Annotated in this window: 20 protein-coding genes and 3 pseudogenes; 15 read left to right on the forward strand and 8 right to left on the reverse strand. The window is 64.2% G+C overall.

The features are described 5' to 3' along the window. Positions 1-19 precede the first annotated feature (19 nt). Positions 20-1105, forward strand: coding sequence for a xanthine dehydrogenase accessory protein XdhC (gene xdhC, locus ABMA59_RS15745; protein WP_349006312.1), 1086 nt, complete (start codon positions 20-22; stop codon positions 1103-1105). Positions 1106-1365: 260 nt separating this feature from the next. Continuing rightward, complete coding sequence (locus ABMA59_RS15750; RefSeq protein ID WP_349006313.1) at positions 1366-2133, forward strand: 3-ketoacyl-ACP reductase; 768 nt, start codon at positions 1366-1368, stop codon at positions 2131-2133. Between the two features lie 93 nt (positions 2134-2226). On the opposite strand, the pseudogene ABMA59_RS15755 reads toward ABMA59_RS15750, so the two are convergent. The 3 genes and pseudogenes from ABMA59_RS15755 to ABMA59_RS15765 form a co-directional block, all read right to left on the reverse strand. Further along, positions 2227-2915, reverse strand: a pseudogene (locus ABMA59_RS15755) (aldolase); the annotation flags it as partial. A 39-nt stretch (positions 2916-2954) separates the two neighbouring features. After that, positions 2955-3845: a dihydrodipicolinate synthase family protein gene (locus ABMA59_RS15760; RefSeq protein ID WP_349006314.1), complete on the reverse strand. Its 891-nt coding sequence runs from the start codon at positions 3843-3845 to the stop codon at positions 2955-2957. 24 nt (positions 3846-3869) lie between these two features. Then, a complete protein-coding gene (locus ABMA59_RS15765; RefSeq protein ID WP_349006315.1) occupies positions 3870-4886 on the reverse strand; it encodes a dihydrodipicolinate synthase family protein in 1017 nt (338 codons plus the stop codon). 176 nt (positions 4887-5062) lie between these two features. On the opposite strand from ABMA59_RS15765, the gene dctP reads away from it, so the two are divergent. From dctP to ABMA59_RS15790, 5 genes are read left to right on the forward strand one after another with little or no spacing between them, the layout of a single operon-like run. Continuing rightward, positions 5063-6091 carry a TRAP transporter substrate-binding protein DctP gene (gene dctP, locus ABMA59_RS15770; RefSeq protein WP_349006316.1) on the forward strand — a complete coding sequence of 343 codons (1029 nt, stop codon included), beginning with the start codon at positions 5063-5065 and terminating at the stop codon, positions 6089-6091. A gap of 3 nt (positions 6092-6094) precedes the next feature. Beyond that, positions 6095-6610, forward strand: coding sequence for a TRAP transporter small permease (locus ABMA59_RS15775; RefSeq protein ID WP_349006317.1), 516 nt, complete (start codon positions 6095-6097; stop codon positions 6608-6610). A gap of 7 nt (positions 6611-6617) precedes the next feature. Further along, entirely contained in the window at positions 6618-7928 is a 1311-nt protein-coding gene (locus ABMA59_RS15780) for a TRAP transporter large permease (protein WP_349006318.1), read from the forward strand. A gap of 47 nt (positions 7929-7975) precedes the next feature. Next, entirely contained in the window at positions 7976-9445 is a 1470-nt protein-coding gene (aldA, locus tag ABMA59_RS15785; protein WP_349006319.1) for an aldehyde dehydrogenase, read from the forward strand. Positions 9446-9481: 36 nt separating this feature from the next. After that, positions 9482-10492, forward strand: a complete 1011-nt coding sequence (locus ABMA59_RS15790) for a hypothetical protein (protein ID WP_349006320.1) — start codon at positions 9482-9484, stop codon at positions 10490-10492. Between the two features lie 6 nt (positions 10493-10498). Here the strand turns inward: ABMA59_RS15790 and ABMA59_RS15795 are convergent, their stop codons facing one another. From ABMA59_RS15795 to ABMA59_RS15805, 3 genes and pseudogenes are all read right to left on the reverse strand, one after another. Continuing rightward, positions 10499-10687 (reverse strand): 4-oxalocrotonate tautomerase, encoded by a 189-nt coding sequence (locus ABMA59_RS15795; protein WP_349006321.1) that lies wholly within the window; start codon positions 10685-10687, stop codon positions 10499-10501. Between the two features lie 23 nt (positions 10688-10710). Beyond that, positions 10711-11181, reverse strand: a pseudogene (locus ABMA59_RS15800) (altronate dehydratase); the annotation flags it as partial. A gap of 72 nt (positions 11182-11253) precedes the next feature. Then, entirely contained in the window at positions 11254-11955 is a 702-nt protein-coding gene (locus ABMA59_RS15805; RefSeq protein WP_349006322.1) for a GntR family transcriptional regulator, read from the reverse strand. Between the two features lie 199 nt (positions 11956-12154). Here ABMA59_RS15805 and ABMA59_RS37225 point away from each other — a divergent pair. From ABMA59_RS37225 to ABMA59_RS15825, 4 genes and pseudogenes are all read left to right on the forward strand, one after another. Continuing rightward, a pseudogene (locus ABMA59_RS37225) lies at positions 12155-12241 on the forward strand (hypothetical protein); the annotation flags it as partial. Between the two features lie 97 nt (positions 12242-12338). Further along, the gene (locus ABMA59_RS15815) at positions 12339-12635 is read left to right on the forward strand and encodes a hypothetical protein (protein ID WP_349006324.1); all 297 of its coding nucleotides are present in this window, start codon (positions 12339-12341) and stop codon (positions 12633-12635) included. 244 nt (positions 12636-12879) lie between these two features. Further along, complete coding sequence (locus ABMA59_RS15820; RefSeq protein WP_349006325.1) at positions 12880-13626, forward strand: DUF899 domain-containing protein; 747 nt, start codon at positions 12880-12882, stop codon at positions 13624-13626. Positions 13627-13649: 23 nt separating this feature from the next. Beyond that, on the forward strand, positions 13650-14330 hold the full coding sequence (locus tag ABMA59_RS15825; RefSeq protein ID WP_349006326.1) for a glutathione S-transferase family protein: 681 nt from the start codon (positions 13650-13652) through the stop codon (positions 14328-14330). A 104-nt stretch (positions 14331-14434) separates the two neighbouring features. On the opposite strand, the gene dps is transcribed toward ABMA59_RS15825, so the two are convergent. Then, positions 14435-14917, reverse strand: a complete 483-nt coding sequence (gene dps, locus ABMA59_RS15830) for a DNA starvation/stationary phase protection protein Dps (protein ID WP_349006327.1) — start codon at positions 14915-14917, stop codon at positions 14435-14437. A gap of 367 nt (positions 14918-15284) precedes the next feature. On the opposite strand from dps, the gene ABMA59_RS15835 reads away from it, so the two are divergent. After that, the gene (locus ABMA59_RS15835) at positions 15285-16232 is read left to right on the forward strand and encodes a hypothetical protein (RefSeq protein ID WP_349006328.1); all 948 of its coding nucleotides are present in this window, start codon (positions 15285-15287) and stop codon (positions 16230-16232) included. A 60-nt stretch (positions 16233-16292) separates the two neighbouring features. On the opposite strand, the gene ABMA59_RS15840 is transcribed toward ABMA59_RS15835, so the two are convergent. Next, a complete protein-coding gene (locus ABMA59_RS15840) occupies positions 16293-17213 on the reverse strand; it encodes a LysR family transcriptional regulator (protein ID WP_349006329.1) in 921 nt (306 codons plus the stop codon). A gap of 144 nt (positions 17214-17357) precedes the next feature. Here ABMA59_RS15840 and ABMA59_RS15845 point away from each other — a divergent pair, with 144 nt between their 5' ends. The 3 genes from ABMA59_RS15845 to ABMA59_RS15855 all read left to right on the forward strand — a co-directional run bounded on the left by ABMA59_RS15845 (position 17358) and on the right by ABMA59_RS15855 (position 20662). Then, the gene (locus ABMA59_RS15845; protein ID WP_349006330.1) at positions 17358-18674 is read left to right on the forward strand and encodes a urate hydroxylase PuuD; all 1317 of its coding nucleotides are present in this window, start codon (positions 17358-17360) and stop codon (positions 18672-18674) included. Between the two features lie 31 nt (positions 18675-18705). Next, entirely contained in the window at positions 18706-20019 is a 1314-nt protein-coding gene (gene guaD, locus ABMA59_RS15850; protein ID WP_349006331.1) for a guanine deaminase, read from the forward strand. A gap of 145 nt (positions 20020-20164) precedes the next feature. Further along, positions 20165-20662: a heme-degrading domain-containing protein gene (locus ABMA59_RS15855; RefSeq protein WP_349006332.1), complete on the forward strand. Its 498-nt coding sequence runs from the start codon at positions 20165-20167 to the stop codon at positions 20660-20662. Positions 20663-20679 lie beyond the last annotated feature (17 nt).

The raw sequence follows: 20679 nt of genomic DNA on the forward strand, positions 1-20679 counted from the left end.
AGTTCTGGTATAAAGGGCCATGGCATCGATCGCCAAAGAGTTGCGTGCATTCCTCGACGGGCCGGCAACTGCCCTTGTCGAGGTCGCGTCGGCGAAAGGCTCCACGCCGCGCGAGAAGGGCGCGTGGATGCTGGTGTCGAAGACCGCGATCTTCGGCACGATCGGCGGCGGGCAGCTCGAATACATGGCGATCGACAAGGCGCGGATGATGTTGCGCGGAGGTTTCTCCCCCCTTGAGAGGGGCGAGGAGAGATCGGCCGAAGGCCGAGAGAAAGCCAACGATTTGGCTTTCTCAACGACGAGCGCCCGGAGCAATATCGAAGGGCCGAAGCCGAAGGCGACAGAGGGGGTCGCCGCGGCAGTGCGCCGACCTGCCAGCTCGACGTCGCAAGAAGAAATACCGAGCACTGCCGCGATGACCCCACCCCCGGCCTTTGGCCGGACCCTCCCCTCAAGGGGGAGGGAAACCCTGCTCTCAATCCCACTCGGTCCCGAGATCGGGCAGTGCTGCGGCGGGCGGGTCGACGTGTCGATCAGGCAGGTGGACGCAGAGTTGAAGGCAGACCTGCTGGCGACGGTGGAGACCGAGGAGGCGCGGCTGCCGCATGTCTATGTGTTCGGTGGCGGGCATGTCGGGCAGGCGCTGGCGGCCGCCTTTTCGCTGCTGCCGTTGCGGATGATCGTTGTGGAAAGCCGCGCCGAGGCGCTGGAGGGCATGCCGTCCGGCATCGAGACCAGACTGACGGCAATGCCGGAAGCCGCAGTGCGCGACGCACCCGTTGGTTCCGCCTTCGTCGTGCTGACCCACGACCATGCGCTGGACTTCCTGATCGTCGCCGAGGCGCTGGGACGCGACGACGCGGCCTATGTCGGCATGATCGGTTCCAAGACCAAGAAGGCGACGTTCCGCAACTGGTATTTTAAGACTGCGGGCGGAACGGACTCCGCTTTCGCACGGCTAGTGTCGCCGATCGGGGGCGATGCGGTGAAGGACAAGCGTCCGGCAGTAATCGCGGCCCTCGCTGTGGCCGAGATCATGACTGTGATGGCCAAGGCGTCGATGGACGGCGGTGCCGTCACAGAGACAAGGCTGCAGAATTCCTGACGCCAGGCGGCTTGCATCGGGCTCCGCACAAAACCAAGTGCCGGGGACAGTTTACTTTTTTCGGCCCGCGCAACTTCTGGACTGCCGTAGCCTTTCTGCCGAAAGAAAGTAAACTGTCCCCTGCGGTTTCGCTTCGAGGGTCGACGCCCAATCGACGGTTTTAAGGTTTTAGAACCGGCCGCGATCACGAGGAAATAGAGCGCGCAAGTTTTATGAAAACCCTCTAGGAATGATTGTCGGCATTCAATCATGGAACGGATATGGGTTTGGCGCGCGTAGCACTTGTGACCGGCGGATGCAGCGGCATCGGCCTGGCGACAGCGAGGGAACTTGCGCGCTCCGGGCTGGCCGTCGGCATCATGGACCGGACGGTGCACGATGCGCCGTCGCTCGTGGCGGAACTGAAGTCGCTCGGTGCGCCCGCGGCGCACATAGTCGCCGGCGACCTTGCCGACAGCGGCGCGCATGACCGCGTGATAGACGAGATCGAGGCAGCACTCGGGCCGATCGACGTGCTGGTCAACAATGCAGGCGTGCCGGCTAAAGTGCGCGGAGACCTGCTGGAGGTCACGCCGGAAGCCTTCGACTTCATTCTCGGCATCAATTTGCGCGGGACGTTTTTCCTGACGCAGAAAGTCGCGCGGCGGATGCTGAATGCACCAGTGCGCGAGGGCCGGGCCATCGTCACCGTGTCGTCGGTCAGCGCCACAATGGCGTCGGTCGAACGTGGCGACTACTGCCTGTCCAAGGCGGCGCTGCCGATGCTGGTGAAACTGTTCGCGCTGAGGCTGGCCGAGCACGGCATCGGCGTGTTCGAGGTGCGCCCCGGCATCATCCGCACACCGATGACGGCCAGCGTCGCCGCGCGCTACGACGGACGCATCGCCGACGGGCTGGTTCCGGCCAAACGCTGGGGCGAGGCCGAGGATGTCGCGCGCGCCATCAAGATGCTCGCGGGGCCGGAGCTTTCCTTCGCGACAGGGTCAGTGATCCATGCCGATGGCGGGCTGACCATCGAGCGATTGTAGGTTCCGCGAGGTCTCTACGGCCTGCCTTCGGACCGGCGCCCATGGAAAGAGCTAAGCGTTGGGGGTTCTGGGACGCAACGATAAGCATTTGGAACCGTTGGAAATCTGCCGGTACGCGGCTTCGGCAATCGCCGGATCGATCGGATGTACCTGCCTTCCGGTCGACAGCGCCGGGCACTGAACCTGCGCGGCGCGCTTAAAGATCGTCCCAGGCCTCGGCGATGGTCCGCCCGAGCACCATCACGCCATGATGTTTCATGAAAACGATGTCGGCGCCGCCGATCGAGGCGGCGATGCGGTCGCCTTTGCGCTCGTCGAGCGCCAGGCCAGTCTAGTTTCGATCGACTGCCGTACGGCCGTAGAATTTCAACGAAGTCTGACCGACGAAGATCAGGGGATCGTCTTCGGTCATCGTCAGCGCCGTCGCATAGGGCACGTGCGTGCGGAAGGCGACGCGGGCGCGCGCCAGGTTCTTGTGGATGCGCGGTCGCTTCCGGATGACCCTCGCCTGCGACCACATACCCATGGAAATCGCAGATCAGCAGGCTCGACGCCGTGATCTCGCGGCTGGCGTAGCCGTAGGAATTGACCAGGGACAGGTCGTCATGGCCCGGCACCAGCCCGGAAAAATGGTTGCTGATGCCTTCCTCCAGCCCATGTCGCGCGGCGATGCGAAAACAGGCGGCGAGGTCGATGCACGCTTGCCGGATTTCCGGCGTATCCAGGTCCGGCTGGTTGGCGCCGTGGCTGGTCGCGTCCGCCGCGGTGAAGGCGTGGGCCATTTTTCTCCTTTTGAGCCGGCGCCGGACCTTCCTGCGCGGTCAGCCGGCAAGCTTGCGGATCGTCTCCTCGATGATCGCCACGACCATTTCGCGTTCGGCGCCTTCGAGCGGCAGGCGCGGCGCGCGCACCCATTCCGGCGCGCCGTAGACGAGGTGTTCCGCCATCTTGATGTACTGCACCAGCTTCACATGCGTGTCGAGATGGAAGGCCGGCGTCAGGATCCGGTAGAGCGTGCGCGCCTCGTCGTAGCGGTTGGCGCGCGCCAGTTCGAACAGGCGCACGCATTCCGCCGGCCAGGCATTGGTCATGCCCGACACCCAGCCGGTCACGCCGAGCGCGAGGCTCTCCAGGATCAGGTCGTCGACACCGCAGAAGATAGAGAAGCGGTCGCCGCAGGCATTGTAAAGGTCGGTGACGCGGCGGATGTCGCCGGACTCCTCCTTGATGCAGACGATGGAGGGTGTGTCGGCCAGCGCGCCGAGGACCGGCGGCGTGACGTCGACGCCGTAGGCGATCGGGTTGTTGTAGATCATGATCGGCAGGCCGCAGCTTGCCGCCAGCCCCTTGTACCAGGCGATGGTCTCGCGCGGGTCGCTCTTGTAGGCGATCGACGGAAAAGCCATCAGCCCCTCAGCGCCGAGTTTTTCGTAGTGGCGCGCCGATGCGGCGGCTGAATCAGCCGAGACCTCGGCCAGGCCGCTGAGCAGCGGCACACGGCCGGCGACGACTTCCCTGGCGGCGCGGATGACGGTCTCGCGGTCGGTCATCGACAGCGAGGCGTTCTCGCCAAGCATCGGCAGCACGATGACGCCGGAGACGCCGCCGGCGATCAGCCGGTCGATGCTCTTCTGCGTCCAGGCGACGTCGACCGCGCCGTCGGCCGTCAGTTTTGTAGTCACCGCGGGGAATACGCCCGTCCATTTCGTCATCTTGCTGATTTCCTTGCTTGTTTCTCAAGAAGCTCGCCGCAGCGGTGTGATTTTTTGATCGTCGCCCGTGTCCGCAGCGGCGAATGTGCGCATCGGGGCCGGCAACGATGCATCCCAGCGAAAAAAGTCCTCCAGCATCCATTGACGCTCGGGGTGGGGCAGGGCGTTGATCGGCGGGATCATCCGGTTCCACCCCGCTTGGCCCGAGGCATGGGTGAGCACGGCCTTGATCGACGCGGCGAAGGACTGGCGCGACAGGATGAGGTCGCCGGAGGTGATCAGCGGCACCAGTTTGCGCCGGTCGAAGGCCGTTGGCGCCTCGAACATCGCCCGCATCAGGCGGGGCATGACGTTGGCGAGGCCGCAGATAGTGCCGCGCGCGCCGACGGCCAGCGCCTGCGGCACATGGATCTCGGTGCCGGTGTATACGCCGAGGTGACTGAAGGAACGCACCAGCGTCTCGGTGAAGCCGAGGTCGCCGCCGCTGTCCTTGATGCCGGTGACGATGCCCGGAAAACCTTCGTCCAGCCTGCGCACGACGCGCGGCGTCAGCGGCACGCCGCAAATGTCGGGAAAATGATAGAGGCAGAGGCGCAGGCCGTCGCGCGCCAGCCGGTCGATGACCGTCGCGTAGAACCGGTACGTGCCTTCGTCGGTGACGCCGGACCGGTAGACGCAGGGCGGCATCAACAGGATGCTGTCGACGCCGGCGGTGAGCGCATGCCGGGCGAGGTCGGTTATGTCGGGAATGGCGAGCGCCGTCGCCGAGACGACCAGCCTTTTCGCAGGAATGCCGGCGGTCAGCACAGCGTCCAACCCCGCCATGCGGTCGCGCACCGCAAACTCAGGACCTTCGCCGGTCGTGCCGAATAGGGCGATGCCGTCGCAGCCCGCCTCCAGCAGCATTTTGCAGTGGGCGGCCAGAAGAGTGGCGTCCGGCCGGAACGTGTCCGTCACCGGCGTCGCGGCGGCGACCGCCAGGCAGCGGGTCTCCGGCAAGGGGCCGGCGTGGGAGGCGGCAAGCCCGGTGGCCTCGGTCATAATGGATCTCGCAGGCGGCGGGAAGCAGGAAACGATAGCCGCGCCGTCAGAGAAAAATGATTGATTGCAAATTGTCAACATTCATCTTGACGCTTCGGAACGGCTGTGGAAGCATCGTCGGGTGGAGCGACGCGCTCGGCCAGCAACAAGAAAATTACACCGCAGAGGGACACATCATGACGGAACAGAGGAGTTTCCGGCTTGGCCGGACTATCAATCGGCGCACGCTGTTTGCCGGAGCCGCCGCCGGCCTGCTCGCATCGCCCTTGCTGTCGCGGACCGCATTCGCCGCCGGCAAGGTGATCCGCATCTCTACGCCTGGCTCGGCGGAGGAATGGCAGTCGAAAGGACTGGTGAAGTTCAAGGAGGCGCTGGACCGCGACGCGCCCGGCATGTTCGACGTGCAAATCCACTTCAACGGCACGCTGTTCGGGCAGGGCACCGAGATCGAGGCGATGCAGCGCGGCAACCTCGAGGTCGGCATGATCTCGCCGCAGGACATCGCAGTGCTCATCCCCGAATATTCGATCTTCACCACCGGCTATCTGATGCGCGACGCCGCGCATCTCGATGCGGTCTATGACGGCGAGATCGGCACCGAGTACAAGGCGCGCGTTGCCAAAGATGTCGGCTTGCACATCGTCAAAAGTCAGTACCTCGGCAGCCGCCAGGTGATGCTGCGCGAGCCGAAGGATGTGAAGACGCCCGACGACCTTAAGGGTCTGAAGCTGCGCATGCCGGGTTCCGAGGCCTGGCAGTTCCTCGGCAACGCGCTGGGCGGCAATGCCACGCCGCTCGCCTTCGAGGAAATCTACCTTGCGCTGCAGACAGGCACGATCGACGGCCTGGAGAACCCGCTGACGGACATCATCTCCAGCAAGTTCTACGAGGTTGCCAAGCAGATCGTGCTGACCAACCACCAGGTGTCGAACACCTTCTTCGCCATGCCGGTCGCGTTCTGGGACAGCCTTACGCCTGAAGAACAGGCGGCGGTCCTGGCGGCCGAGATCGAAGCCAAGAAGTTCAACGACGAGAATGTGCTCGCCGGTGAGAAGGATGCCGCCGCGTTCCTCGAAAGCAAGGGCGTCACCGTGTCGACGCCGGATGTCGACGCCTTCCGCGCCAAAGTTCTCGGCGCGTTCGAGAATTCCGATTTCGCCAAGTCCTGGCCGGCTGGCCTGCTCGACCGCATCAAGGCTGCTTGACGCATGGAGACGGCCGGCGCCACTCAGGTCGAGGCGCCGGCGACGGGCTGGATGGGCCGCTGGAACCGCTCCGTGGAGCAGGTGTCCGCGGTCCTGTTCGCAGTGATGTTCGCCGGCTTCCTGATCCAGATCATCAGCCGTTACGTGCTGAACATGCCGGTGGCATGGTCACTGGAACTGTGTTCGATCGGCTATGTGTGGGTTGTGTTCTTCAGCGCCGGCATGCTCGTCAGCGAACGGCGGCAGATCGTCTTCGATCTCATCTACCACGCGATCCCGCCACGCAAACGGCGGGTCCTGGCTATCGTCAACACCGTCACGATGGGCCTGATCTTCCTGGCGGCGTTGCCCGGTGTGCTCGACTACGTGATCTTCCTCGGCAGACGCTCCTCGATGCTGCTCAAGATCCGGATGGATCTTGTCTATTCCTGCTTCGTGATCTTCATGCTGGCGGTGATCATCGGGTCTGCCATTCGCGTCTGGCGGCTTGCCGGCCGGCGCTGGGAAGAAAATCTCTGAGGCCGGCGTGAGCATTTCAGCCTGGATCATGTTCGCGCTGTTCTTTGTTTGGTCGTTCCTGGGCATGCCCATCGGCCACGCGATGCTGTGCGCGGCGATCGTCTACCTGTTCCTGACCGGGCAGGACATCGGACTGGTCGCCTCGCAGAGCCTGAACGGGCTTTATTCCAGCTTCGTGCTGATGGCGGTGCCGCTGTTCATCTTCTCGGCTGAGATCATGAACGCCTCCAGGATCACCGACCGCCTGTTCGAGTTTGCCAACCTTCTGGTCGGTCGCTTCCGCGGCGGGCTGGCGCACGTCAACATCGTCGCCAGCGTCATCTTTTCCGGCATGAGTGGAAGCGCGCTCGCCGACGCAGCCGGACCGGGCAAGCTGGAAGTCGACATGATGGTGAAGGCCGGCTATTCCCCGGGCTTCTCGGCCGCGCTATCGACCACATCGGCGATCATCGGCCCGATTATCCCGCCGTCGATCCCGATGATCCTTTATGGCACGGTGACCAACACCTCGATCGGCTACCTGTTCATGGGCGGTGTGATACCTGGCCTGCTCCTCGCCGGGGCGCAGTCGCTGGTGGTCGTGTATTTGGCGCGGCGGCGCAACTTCCCAACCGAACCTCCCCCGACGGTGAGACAGGCGGTGGAGGGCACGGCTGCCGCCCTTCCCGCGCTGACGATCCCGGTGATCATGCTGGGTGGAATCTACAGCGGAGCGGTGACGCCGACAGAGGCCGCCGCCGTATGTGCCTTCATCGGGCTTCTGCTCGCGTTCCTGTGGTATCGGTCGTTCAGCTTCTCCGACTTCGCCGGCGTGCTGGTCGAATCGTCGCGGGCCACCGGAATTGTCGCCATCACCATCGCTGGCGCGCTTGTCATGAACTGGATCGTCGCTTCGGAGCAGATTCCCGAACGTATGGGTCTCTGGATGTCAGGCCTCGACTTGTCACCAACCATGTTCCTGCTTATGGTGACCATCCTGTTCCTGATCCTCGGCGCCTTCCTCGACACGCTGCTGATGCTGTTGATCATCGTGCCGATCCTGATGCCCACCGTCATCCATCTCGGCATTGATCCGGTGCATTTCGGCGTGACTTCGGTCGTCAACATGATGATCGGCCTGGTGACGCCGCCGATGGGCGAACTGGTGTTCCTGATCGCCGGCGTGTCGGGCATCAAGGTGGCCGAGATCACCAAGGAATTGTGGATCTTCCTGTTCGTGCTGATCGCCCTGCTGTTCGTGTTGGTGTTCGTGCCGGACATCACGCTCTGGCTGCCGGAACTGATGGGCTACGAACGGCTTCGCCCGGTGGCCGGCTGACTGAAAAACCTCAATCTCTCAATGAGAAAAAGACAGGAATACCCCGCATGCCGGCCATGAAGGAACTCGTGAAGGGCGTCGACCGCTACAAACACTTCATCGGCGGGCAATGGGTCGAATCCACCGTCAAGGAATGGATCGACGTCGAGAACCCGGCGACGGAGGCGGTCATCGCCTCAGTGCCCAATGGCGGCGCCGACGACGCCGACCGCGCGCTGGTGGCGGCGCGCGCAGCCCAGCCGGCCTGGGAGGCCCTGCCGCCGGCGACGCGCGGCCAGTATCTCAGGGATCTCGCCCGGCTGATCCTCGAAAACCGCGAGCGGCTGGCGCGCATCGTTGTGGCCGAACAGGGCAAGCCCATCCAGGAGGCACGCGGCGAGATCGAGGGGGCAGCACTTTACCTCACCTACGCGGCGGAAGAGGCGCGCCGCATCACCGGCGACATCATACCTTCCGACATGCCGGACGAGCAGATCTGGATCCAGCGCGTTGCCCATGGCGTGGTGGTCGGGCTGACGGCCTGGAACTATCCGGCGGCGCTGATGTGCCGCAAGATGGGACCGGCGCTGATTGCCGGCAACACGATCGTCATCAAGTCGCACGAAGGGACGCCGCTCTCGGCGCTGGAGATCGCACAGCTCACGGTGCAGGCGGATTTCCCGCCCGGCGTCGTCAACGTCGTCAGCGGGACCGGTGAAAACCTTGGCGCCGCACTGGTGCGCCATCCGATCCCGCGCCTGATCACGCTGACCGGCAGCGTGCGCGCCGGCAAGGAGATTTTCCGCAGCGCCGCCGACGATCTGAAGCTGCTCAGGCTGGAACTCGGCGGCAAGGCGCCCTTCGTCGTCGCCGAGGATGCCGATATCGGGGCCGCCGTGCGCGCCGCCGTGCTGTCGCGTTTCGAGAATTGCGGCCAGATCTGCATCTGCAACGAACGCATGTACGTGCATCGACGCATCGCCGGCGAGTTCACCGAGCGTTTCGTCGCCGCCGTCGAGGCGCTGAAGGTCGGCGATCCGACGCTGCTGGTCGATGTCGGGCCGAAGTTCAGCCGGCCGGAACTTGAAAAGGTCGAGCGAATGGTCGAGCGCGCCACGTCGTCGGGTGCCGAGGTGCTCACAGGCGGCGGACGCATGGCAGGTGAGGCGTTTTCCAAAGGCCACTGGTTCCAGCCGACCGTGCTTTCGGTCGAAGACAACCAGATGGCGATCATGCAGGACGAGGTTTTTGGGCCGGTCGTGCCGATCATGAAGGTCGACGATTTCGACGAGGGGCTGCGGCTTGCCAATGAGTCGCGCTACGGCCTGTCGGCCTATGTGTTCACCAAGGACATGCGCCGCATGATGCGGCTGGTGCGCGAACTGAAATTCGGCGAGATTTACGTCAATCGGCCGGGCGGCGACGCGGTCCACGCTCACCACGCCGGCATCCGCGACAGCGGCATCGGCGGCGAGGACGGAAAATATGGCCTGGATGCCTATTTCCAGAAGAAGACGATCTACGTCAATTACGCCTGACGCGAGCCGCTGCCGGCTTTTGGAGGCGTATTCCCGTTGAGCCTGGCGAGGCGCCTCGGCCTGCTCGATCCGCCGGGCCAGCCGCCCGATCGCCGACGGGCCGTCGTGCTGCATGGCGACGTGGCTTCGATCGAGCGCGCCTGGCCGGAGGCGGATGCCCTGCTGCGCGAGCGGCCGGATTTCCGGCTGATCCTTGCCGTGCCATCAGGTGATGTCGATGCGGTGCGCCGCCGCTTCAGCCACGAACTCGTCGTCGAGGCGCCGACGGGTGGCAGGTTGGCGGGATGGCTCTGGCGGCGCCGCTGGCGGGTCGCGAAATTTCTGGACGCCGCTGCGCCCGAGGTGGTGCGGCAACAGTGGGGGCGGGAGCTTGGATCGCTCGCGGCAGTCGCCGACGGCGGAGAAATCCGCCGGCCAATCATTTTGGCAAGACTTTTCGGCATGCCGGAGATCGGCAGCGTCGAGGCGCTGCGGGCGCGGCTTGGCTCGCCTGACACGATCGTCTGCCTCGGCAACGGCCCGACCTCCGAAAGCCCGGAGCTGTCGGTCTATCGCGACGCCACGCTGTTCCGCGTGAACTGGACTTGGCGGGCGCGAGGCATCATGACCGACCCGGATGCCGTCTTCACCGCCGATCCCGACCTGCCGCCAAAGGGATCGAAGGCGGTCCTGGTGTTCCCGAAGTCGGAGGGTGGGCGGATCGTGCTGCGCCAGCATTTTTTGGCCGGCCGCCGCGCCAGCAAGGGCTTTTTGATGCTCGACCGGTTGGAGCCTGTCATCGCCGATTTCTATGCCCAGGAAATCCCGACCAACGGCGCGCTGATGATTGCCGTCGCGGCGGCCTTGCAGCCGCGCAGCCTGGTGGTCGCCGGCATGGACCTCTATCGTCATCCGGAGGGCCGCTATCCCGGTGCCGAGGCCGTGGACGGCTATGCGCGGGGACATAGCGCCGGCTGCGACCTCGCACTGATCGAAAGCGCGCTGGCCGGTTTCAAGGGCGACGCGAAAATCCTCAGCCCGAACCTGCGCGCCGCGCTGGGACGCTGATTCATGCTACTTCGGATCGCTCGCGAGCTTTCCGGCCACCGCCCATTCGTCACGGCGGACCTCCGAGAACACGACGTTGACCGCCTCCGGCGTGCAGCGCAGGATGCGCGCCGTCTCGCGCGTCACGACCTCGGCGAATTCACGCCTCTGCTCGACGCTGCGGCCTTCCAACAATTCGACGCGGATGATCGGCATTTTCTCCTCGGATTGGGTTGGATTCAAAGCCAGGCGTTCACGTGCCACGGCGCGAACTCGTCCTCGCCATAACCCAGCAACTCGCTCTTGGTCGGAGCGCCGGACGCGGCGGCGAGCATTGCGCGAAAAACGCGCTCGCCCCTCTCGTCGACGCTCGCCGCGCCGTCAAGAATCTCGCCGCAGTTGACGTCCATATCCTCTTCCATACGCCGGTACATGGCGGAGTTGGTTGCGAGCTTCAGCGACGGCGCCGGCTTGCAACCGAAGCAGGAGCCGCGCCCGGTGGTGAAGCAGATGAGGTTGGCGCCGCCGGCCACCTGGCCGGTCGCCGAGATCGGGTCGAAGCCGGGCGAATCCATGAAGATCAGGCCGGGACTATGCGCCTCGGCCGCATAGGCGATGACGTCGACGAGATTGGTGCTGCCGCCCTTGGCGACCGCGCCGAGCGACTTTTCGAGGATCGTCGTCAGCCCGCCGGCCTTGTTGCCGGGCGAGGACCCGCAACTGCAACGCCACGTTCTGCATGTCTTTCACTTCCCATGCTCGGGCCGGAGGCGGTCGCGCCTCTACGCGCGTTCCGGCTCCGCAACCTCGCTGCGGGCGCCCCGGTGCAGCAGTTCGGTCAGCGCCTTGACCTCGGCCTCGTTGTGGCTGCGCGCCAAAAGCTCTGCGCGGTCGGCGTCGCCGCCGATCACCGCCTCGATCAGCGCCTCGTGCTCGTCGATCAGATGGTCGTAGTCCTTCGGCAGGAAACCCGACTGCACCATATGGAAACGCACTTGGTGCAGGATCAGCCTATGCTGGTCGGCAAGGCGTCCGTGGCGGGCGGTGGCGATGATCGCCGCATGGAGATCGAAATCGATGTCGGTGGCGTCCTGGAAACGTCCCTCGCGGATCGCGCGCAGAAGTTCGCCGCCGATGGTACGCAGTTTTGTGCCTTCCTCGTTTGTGAGGCTCGTCGCCGCCAGTCGTGCGCCAAGCCCCTCGAGCACGCCGCGCAGCGTATAAATCTCCCAGGCATCCGCGGCCGACGTGCCGGAAACTTCCCAACGGGTGAAGGCGACCTGCCGCACCAGCCCTTCGCCGGCGAGCTGCGCCAGCGCCGAGCGCACGGTACCACGGCTGACTTCCAGTTCCTCCGAAAGCTGCGTTTCGAGGAGACGGCTGTTGGCGGGCAGGACGCCGCCGAGGATATGGGAGCGGATATGATCGGCAGCGCGGCGATCGAGCAGGCGTTTTTCTGTCTTCAGGCTTGCGAGTCGTGTCATGAGGCCTCGTACCGCATCGTTCCGTTGGAGATAAGCCGCCGGCTCAAAGCAAGCAAGCAAAATTGCTGACAATCAAGAATCGCCCCTTGGGTTCCGAATTTGTCGATGCACAATGTCAGCATTGAGCAATTGGAGCGGTTAAGGGATGCCGGGTGTCTGCATCGAGGTCGACCTCGGCGGCGCATTCACCGATCTCGTGATGATATCGGAAAATCGCCCGGCGGTGTTCCTGAAGGTGCCGTCGACGCCCGCCCGCCCGGAAGAGGCTGTCGTCACCGGCGTTCACGCCATCCTTGCCGAGGCCGGCTGTGGTCCCGAAGATGTCTTCGAGGTGCTGCACGGCACGAGATGCACTGCGCGCGGCATTCCTGTCGCGATACCGGGTGACCTACGGCTACGTCTCCAACGACACGAACGAAACCGCAGCCCTGGGGCTGTCGAGCGTGCTGGCCGAGGGCACGGTGCTGGATTTCGCAGCCATGCGAAGTTTTGGCGCAGACGGCCAGCTCGATCCGCAAGGCGTATTTCGGAAACAGCATCGGGTGGCTGCGGGCGCTCTGGTGCTGCACGAACAGGCGGCCGGCGGCGAGTACGGCGATCCGCTGAAACGATCGCGCGGCCAGATCCGCGCCGACCTGGAGGACGGCAAGATTTCGTGCGACAGCGCCGAGCGGACCTGAAGTGTGGTTTTCCGGCGGGACCGGATCGACGAAGCTGAGACCGCCCGCCGTCGTGAAAGGCTGGCTTCGTCGAGATAAACCTACTTCATGCAATCCGTTCCCGCGCTATTGACGCGGGTCTGAACCTTTTATTGAAACATATACGAGCTTTCGGGGCGCCGCATGTCGGAACCATCCCGCCTCGTCCGTCCTTGAAACAGCGTCCGCCTCGATCGGCGGCGGCTTCGACAGGAAGGAGAACGTCATGGCACTTCCCGAAATCGTTTCACAGGAGGAATGGCTGGCGGCGCGCAAGGCGCTTCTGGCGCAGGAAAAGGAGATGACGCACGCCCGCGACCGGCTGAGCGTGGCGCGCCGCGAACTGCCGATGGTGCGGGTAGAAAAGGATTACGTGTTCGACGGGCCGAACGGCAAGGCGACCCTTCTCGACTTGTTCGAAGGCCGGCGGCAGCTCATCGCCGTGCATTTCATGTTCGATCCCGGTTGGGAAAAGGGATGCCAGGGCTGCACTGCCTCGGCCGACGAGATTTCCGACGGCCTGATCCAGCACCTCAATGCCCGCGCGACGACGCTGGCGCATGTGTCGCGGGCGCCGCTGGCAAAACTCGAAGCCTACAGACAAGAGCGCGGGTGGACGTTTCCCTGGTATTCGTCCTTCGGTTCCGACTTCAACTATGATTTCCAGGCGACCGTCGATCCGAAGAGGGGGGCGGACACCTACAACTATAAGACCATCGCCGAGCACGAGAAGGCCGGCACGGGCTACTATTTCGAGGGGTCGAAATCGACCGAGCAGCCCGGCCGCAGTGTCTTCCTGCGCGACGGCGGCACCATCTACCACACCTATTCCAATTACGGGCGCGGCGCGGAAATGGTCGGCGGCGGCTATTACTGGCTCGACCTGACGCCGCTTGGCCGACAGGAGGAGTGGGAGGAACCGAAGGGCCGCGTCGCCTTCGCCAATCCGTCGGCGCCCTTCTTCGAGAACTGATGCACGGCAACCGGGAAGAACCGATGGCGCTGAAGCTTTATTACCACCCGCTGGCGTCGTTCTGCCACAAGGTGCTGATCCCGCTCTACGAGAACGGAACGGCGTTCCAGCCGATCGTCGTCGACTTCGGCGATCCCGACTCGGCGGCTGCCTTCAAGGCGGTCTGGCCGATGGCCAAGATGCCGGTACTGGTCGATGAGGAGCGCGGCGCGACCGTGGCCGAGTCGACCATCGTCATCGAGTATCTCGATGCCTTTCACCCCGGCCCTGTACGCTTCATTCCGCAATCGGCGGATGCCGCGTGGCGCGTGCGCTTCTGGGACCGGTTCTTCGACCATTATGTGCATGAGCCGATGCAGCGGATCGTGGCCGACGCGTTGCGCCCGCAGGGCAAGCGCGACCTGTTCGGCGTCGAGCAGTCGCGGGCGCAACTCGCAGAGGCCTATGCCTTTCTCGAGAGCGAACTCGGCGAGAAGACGTGGGTCGCCGGCGAGGACTTTTCGCTCGGCGACTGCGCCGCCGCGCCGGCGCTGATGTACGGGCATACGCTGGTGCCGATCGCCGAGAACCAGAAGCGGCTGAGGGCTTATTACGGCCGGCTGCTGAGCCGGCCGTCTATCGCGCGCGTGTTCAGCGAAGCGGAACCGTATTTCCGCTTCTTCCCGCTGCCCGACAAACCGGTCCTGGCGCCGCCCGACGTTTGAATGGTGGTGCGGCCCTGACGATCGACCTTTCTACAGAACGTTCCTGTCGAAGTGTCGAGCCCCGGAGTTCGGGAAGCCTGAGGATGTGAAATCCGGCAATGATTTCAGGCGCTTTCCTGCGTATGCGCCTCCAGGAACCACAGCGACTTGTCGAGCGCGCGCGAATAGGCGGTAAAGATGTCGGCGGTGTCGGCATCGCCGATGTCGCCGGCTTCCTCGATGGCGGCACGCGCATTTTTCGCCGTCGCGGCATAGCGGTCGATCAACGCCGCCAAGTGATCCTTTATCTTGTGGATGTCGGTCGGATAGGCCGCCAGCGGCGTCTCCGCGGCGACCACCTGCGAGGTGCCCAGCGCCGTACCGCCAAGCTGCACGGCCCGTTCGGCGATGGTGTCGACGTGACCGTCGAGTTCGGTGCGGAAGCCGTCGAGCATCTCATGGATCGCGATGAACTGCGGACCCTTGACGTTCCAGTGCGCCTGCTTGGTGATCAGCGCCAGATCTATAGCCTCTGCGAGGCGTGCGTTCAGGATCTCGATCGAGGTCTTCCTGACGTTGGACTTCAGGTCGTTGTGGGTCGAAATCATCTTGGGTCCCTCAAATCACGATGCGGCCACAGGTCGGCCGCTACCCAATATCCAATGTGGCGACGCCGCGTCCACAACGCAATTACCTGTCATAAGTTCATCAACCGGCGGTTGGCCGCTTCGCACGAACCGTTCTCCGAGATGCCAGGCCCTTAGCCGGGCGGCTGCCGGCAAATCCGCATTGTGGCGGAACTTTGTCCCGTTCTGCTTGTTTGCTTCGGACTGCCAAATGCAGCAGGAGGCTATCATGCACGGCATCATCTATCTCGTCGGCCTTGTGGTCATCGTCCTCGCGATCCTGTCGCTGTTTGGGCTCCGCTAAACCGTTGCGAGCCCCGAACATCATCAGTCTGTCGGAGGAACGACCATGGCAATCGTCGAAAGCCCTACAACCGCAACCACGGCCATCGTCGCGGACGATCGCAGTTATGTCGACTGGCCGGCTATCCTGGCCGGGACGCTGCTCGCGACGGCCGTTTCCTTCGTGCTGCTGACCTTCGGGTCGGCGCTCGGCCTCTCGCTCACCTCGGCCTATAAGGGCGAAGGCATGTCGGTGATGGGCTTCGCCATCGCCGCGGCGCTTTGGCTGCTGTGGGTGCAGATATCCAGTTTCTTCGCCGGCGGCTATCTCGCCGGGCGGATGCGCCGGCGCGTCGGCGACGCGAGCGAACAGGAATCGGACCTGCGCGACGGCGCGCACGGCCTCACTGTCTGGGCACTCGGCGTGCTGATCGGCGGCTTCATCGCGTACTCCGGCATCAGCGGGGCGGTGTCTACGGCTGCTTCGGCTGTGTCTGCCGCGGGCGGCGCCGCCGCCACGGTGGCCTCGGGTGCGGCCGGGGTCGCCGGCGAGGCGCTCGACCATAACGAACTGTTGCTGGACCGGTTGCTGCGCCCAGGGACCGGCCAACCGGCAGGCACCGCCCCCGCTAGCCCCGCCACCGGCAATCCAGCGGATCGCGAGGGCGCAGCGCAGGATCGCGGCGGACTGACCCGCATCCTGCTGTCGACCATAGCCGATGGCAAGATGAACGACGCAGACCGGCAGTACCTGGTCTCGACGGTCGCCGCCCGCGCCGGCATCCCGCCTGAGGAAGCGCAGCAGCGAGTCGATCAATTGACGCAGCAGGCGGCCGAACTGGAGGCTCAGGCCCGCGCAGCCGCTGACCATGCGCGCCGCCTCACCATGCTGGCGGCGTTCATTACCGCTGCGTCGCTGCTGATCAGCGGTGTCGCCGCTTACTACGCCGCCACGCTGGGCGGAAATCACCGCGACAAGCAGACATTTTTCGCGGATTGGAGCCGGCCTTGGTAGGCAGCTAACCGACGTTTCGGCCTGATGTCGTTACCGCGCGCTTTCGGCGCGCGGTAACGACTATTTTCCAGCAAGGATATCCCGGATCAGCCGCTGACAGCGGTCGGCCATGAAGTCGAGCAGCAGGCGGACTTTCGGGTCCTGTAGCTTCTTGTGCGGATAGACGGCGGCAAGCTGCACGGGTGTCGGAGGATTGTCGGCAAGGATGATCTTCAGCCGCTGGTCGCGGATGAATGGCTCGACCTCGAAACGCGGCTTGTTGATGATGCCGCGGCCGGCAAGCGCCCAGCCGGTCAGCACGTCGCCGTCGTCGGAATCGAACGGCCCGTGCACCTCGAATTTCGCCGGGCCCGCCGGTGTCCTGAGCGTCCAGAAATACTCGCGCATGCCCGGAAAGCGCAGCATGAGGCAGTCGTGCCGATCGTCGACGAGTTGTTGCGGCGCCGTCGGCTCGCCATGTCTTTCCAGATATTTCGGCGAGGCGACCAGCACGCGCTCGCACTCCATGATGCCGCGCATGCGCAGGCTGGAATCTTCCAGCAGGCCGAGACGGAAGGCTACGTCGATGCCTTCCTTCATGATGTCGACATTGTGGTCGGAGAGCCGCAGCCGCACCTCGATGTCGGGGTATTTGTCGCGGAAATCCGGAATGCCCGAGGCGATCAGGCGGCGCCCCAACCCGAGCGGCGCGGTCACCTTGATGGTGCCGCGCGGCTGGCCGGAAAGTGCGCTGACAGCCGCCTCGGCCTCGGCGATGGCGTCGAGCACGCGCTTGGCGCCGTCATAAAACACTGTGCCCTGCTCGGTCGGCATCAATTGCCGCGTCGTGCGGTTGAACAGCCGCACGCCGAGATGCTTTTCCAGCTCCTTGATGCGGTTCGAGGCGACCGCCGGCGATACACGCAAATCGCGCCCGGCGGACGACAGATTGCCGAGTTCGACGACGCGGACGAAGACTTTGAGATTGTCCAGATAGGCCATGCCGGCTCCCACCCTGGCGCCGGACGGTGCGGCCCGGTCCCGGCATCATTATTTTCCAGAATTTTTTGAAAGTCATCGTGCATCTCAACTCTTTCGCGATAGGCTCGATGCCGCGACAATCGGATGGGCGATTGAGGTTCTGGGATGTTGGATTTCGCGATCTTCTGGGAATGGTTGAGCTTTGCCGCGCGCTGGCTGCACGTCATCACGGGCATCGCCTGGATTGGCTCGTCCTTCTATTTCGTGGCGCTGGACCTCGGGTTGCGCCAGCGCCCCGGCCTGCCCGCCGGGGCGCATGGCGAGGAATGGCAGGTCCACGGCGGCGGCTTCTACCACATCCAGAAATATCTGGTGGCGCCGGCCGAGATGCCGGAACACCTGACCTGGTTCAAATGGGAATCCTATGCCACCTGGATGTCGGGCTTCGCGATGCTCTGCATCGTCTATTACGCCGGCGCCGATCTCTTCCTTATCGACCGCAACGTGCTGGACGTCTCGGCGCCGGTGGCGATCGGGATTTCGCTGGCCTGCATCGCAGCCGGCTGGGTTGTCTATGACCTGCTCTGCCGGCTGTTCTACGGCAAGAGCGATACGATCCTGATGCTCCTGCTCTACTGCATCCTCGTGTTCCTCTCCTGGGGCCTGACGCACCTGTTCACCGGCCGCGCCGCCCTCCTGCATCTTGGCGCGATCACCGCGACGATCATGTCGTGCAACGTGTTCATGGTGATCATCCCGAACCAGAAGATCGTGGTGGCCGATCTGATCGCCGGCCGCAAGCCGGACGCCAAATACGGCAAGATCGCCAAGACGCGCTCACTGCACAACAACTACCTGACGCTGCCGGTGCTGTTCCTGATGTTGTCGAACCACTATCCGCTGGCGTTTGCGACCCAGTTCAACTGGGTCATCGCCTCGCTGGTGTTCATCATCGGCGTGCTGATCCGGCACTATTTCAACACGGTTCATGCGCGCAAGGGCAATCCGCACTGGACCTGGCTCGCGGCGACGATCCTGTTCGTCATCATCATCTGGCTGTCGACGGTGCCGAAGGCGCTGACGGGCGAGCCGAAAGTGGCCGAGGGTACGCAGGCTCTGGTGGCCTCGACGCATTTTTCCGCAGTGCGCGACACGGTGATGGGGCGCTGCGCCATGTGCCACGCGGCCGAGCCCTCCTACGAAGGTATCTATTTCGCGCCGAAGGGCGTCGTGCTGGAGACGGACGGGACCATCGCCGAGCACGCCAGGGAGATTTATCTGCAAGCCGGCCGCAGCCATGCGATGCCCCCAGGCAACGTCACCCAGATCACGCCGGAGGAACGCGCGCTGCTGGTGACGTGGTACGAAGACTCTTCCGCGCCAGTCGTACCGCCTTTGAGCGCGGTCTGGCGGGGAGGCAAGCCGGTGTTCCTTCACAATAGGACCGACAACGCAACCGATGGTTCGCCTTCCTCCGATTGATGATCATCGGGACGACGCCTTGAGGTCAATGATGAAACAAACCCTGCTGCGCGGCCGTACTCTTTCCTTCCTGAGGTTTCCGGAGACAATCGACGATCTCTCCGCCTGCCGCTACGAGGAAGACGGCGGCGTGTTGATCGTGGATGGAAAGATCGCCGCCACGGGGGCGTTTGCCGACGTCAGGGCGAAGGCCGGCGAGGGCGTAAAAATCGTCGACCACCGCCCGAACCTGATCCTGCCGGGTTTTGTCGACTGCCATGTCCACATGCCGCAGATGCAGGTGATCGCGTCCTACGGCGCCGAACTGCTGGACTGGCTGAACAATTATACCTTTCCCGAGGAAACGAAATTCCGCGACGCCCAGCACGGCCGCCGCATCGCGAGGCTGTTCCTGGACGAGATGCTGCGGCAGGGCACGACCACGGTCGTCGCCTACTGCTCTGTGCACAAGGCCTCGGCTGAGGCCTTCTTCGCCGAATCGCACGCGCGCAACATGCTGAACGTCGCCGGCAAGGTGATGATGGACCGCAACGCGCCGGAGGGCGTGCTGGATACGCCGCAATCCGGTTACGACGACACCAAGGCGCTGATCGCCGAATGGCACCGCAAGGGCCGCCAGCATTATGCGGTGACGCCGCGCTTCGCCATTACCTCGACGCCCGAGCAGATGGAGATGGCTGAGGCGCTGATGCGCGAGCACCCCGACCTGCACATGCAGACGCATCTGTCGGAGAACCACGCCGAGATCGCCTTCACCCAGGAACTCTATCCATGGTCGAAGGACTATACGGACGTGTACGACCGATACGGACTGCTCGGCGCGAAAAGCCTGTTCGGCCACTGCATCCACCTGTCGGAGCGGGAGGCGGACGCGATGTCGGCGAGCGGTTCGGTCGCGGTGTTCTGCCCGACCTCCAACCTGTTCCTCGGCTCCGGCCTGTTCGACTACCAGCGTTTCCGCAAGCGCGAAAACCCGCTGCGGATCGCGGCGGCCACCGATGTCGGCGGCGGCACCAACTATTCGATGCTGCGCACCATGGACGAGGGCTACAAGGTGATCGCGCTCAACGGCGAAAAGCTCAATCCGCTCGCCTCGTTCTGGCAGATCACGCGGGGCAACGCCGAGGCGCTGTCATTGGTGGACAAGATCGGCACATTGGAACCGGGCACAGACGCCGACATCACGATCCTCAATTCCAGCACAACGCCCGGCATGCGGCTGAGGATGGAGACAATCGAAACGCTGGCGGAAGAACTTTTCCTGCTGCAGACGCTCGGCGACGACCGGACGGTGGCGGAGGTCTATGTCGCGGGCGAGCCGTTGAAAGCCTCGCTGCCGGTCTAGTCAGCGGACCTTCCGTTCCGGCAATCGTAGGCGGTTTACATTCTCCGTTCAATTGGGATATCTCGCGTCGCGACCCGATGCGCAACCAAGTCGATCGCCCGGCGCTGCTGCGGTGCGTCCGGTGCTCTGCCTGAGAGGGAATGCCATGGCCAGTGCCGACGACATCGCCAAGATCGCCGAACAGGAAGCCGCGTTGGTGTTTCCCGCCTTCGACGAGGCCACGGCCTTCACCATAGGCTCCGCGCTGCGCGAGCGGGCTCTGGCCGAAAAGCTGCCGATCGTTGTCGACATCCAGTTGTGGGACCGGCCGCTGTTCTATGCCGCGCTGCCCGGTTCGACCGCCAGCAACACCAACTGGGCGCGGCGCAAGCGCAACGTGGTGCGCATCTACCAGAAGAGCACCTACCGGCTGGTGCATGAGAAGGCGCGGCCCGACCGCATCTTTCCGCCGGCGGATGGGCTTGACCCGGCCGACCATGTGCTGGCTGGCGGCGGCTTTCCGATCACGGTCAAGGGCGTCGGCGTAATCGGCGTGATCGCGGTGTCCGGCCTTCCCGAAAGGCAGGATCACGCGGTGATCATCGAAGTGCTCTGCGCCCATCTTGGCCTCGACCACGCCGCCCTTGCCTTGCCCGCCGCCTGATTTTCGCGGCCAGCTTT

Origin of the sequence: Mesorhizobium yinganensis (assembly GCF_040081985.1) — a bacterium.
Classification (GTDB): domain Bacteria; phylum Pseudomonadota; class Alphaproteobacteria; order Rhizobiales; family Rhizobiaceae; genus Kumtagia; species Kumtagia yinganensis.